Here is a 518-nt window from a genome sequence, read left to right as displayed (position 1 = left end):
ATAAATAGATTTGGTTCCCCTTCCCAGAAAAAATTTGCTAAATTAGAAGGGCTTGCCCCTAAAGGCGTCCCATGCACTTCATCTAAAATAACATATTTGTTATCTCTTTTGATTGCCTTTCTTTCGTTACAGAACGTACAAAGAAGTTCATTGTCATCGGTCTTTCCTTGAAAATATTCTTTTATAGCATTTAAATCTTTATTCTTATTACTATCTTTAGGTGCGTTGTTTGCTACTTTACTATTATTATAGAAAAATTTGAGATTAATTTTATTGTTTTTAACATATTTAAAATATATAGTAAAAAAATCTGATAAATCGAAATTAAAGTTTAAAGTTCCATTTTCAATATAATTATTATAAGTATTTGTACTATTATCATCCAAGATTCTTAAAAATCCAACAATACCAGCCCTCATAAGCCAGTTTGATGGATAAATAGCATATTCATTCTTATTTAAACACATGTTTTACCCCCACCTTGTTGAAAAACTTGAAAACCACATTACACAACCTCT

Annotated in this window: 1 protein-coding gene; it reads right to left on the bottom strand. The window is 28.2% G+C overall.

The features are described 5' to 3' along the window. Window positions 1–467, bottom strand: a 467-nt coding sequence (cas8a1, locus tag N3F66_15270; GenBank protein ID MCX8125506.1) for a type I-B CRISPR-associated protein Cas8b1/Cst1, incomplete at its 3' end; no start/stop codon positions are given. Between the last annotated feature and the right edge of the window lie 51 nt (window positions 468–518).

The organism is Spirochaetota bacterium, assembly GCA_026414805.1.
Taxonomy (GTDB): domain Bacteria; phylum Spirochaetota; class UBA4802; order UBA4802; family UB4802; genus UBA4802.
The sequence above is the reverse complement of the archived record's forward strand: the minus strand, read 5'-3'. Positions and strand labels throughout refer to the sequence as shown.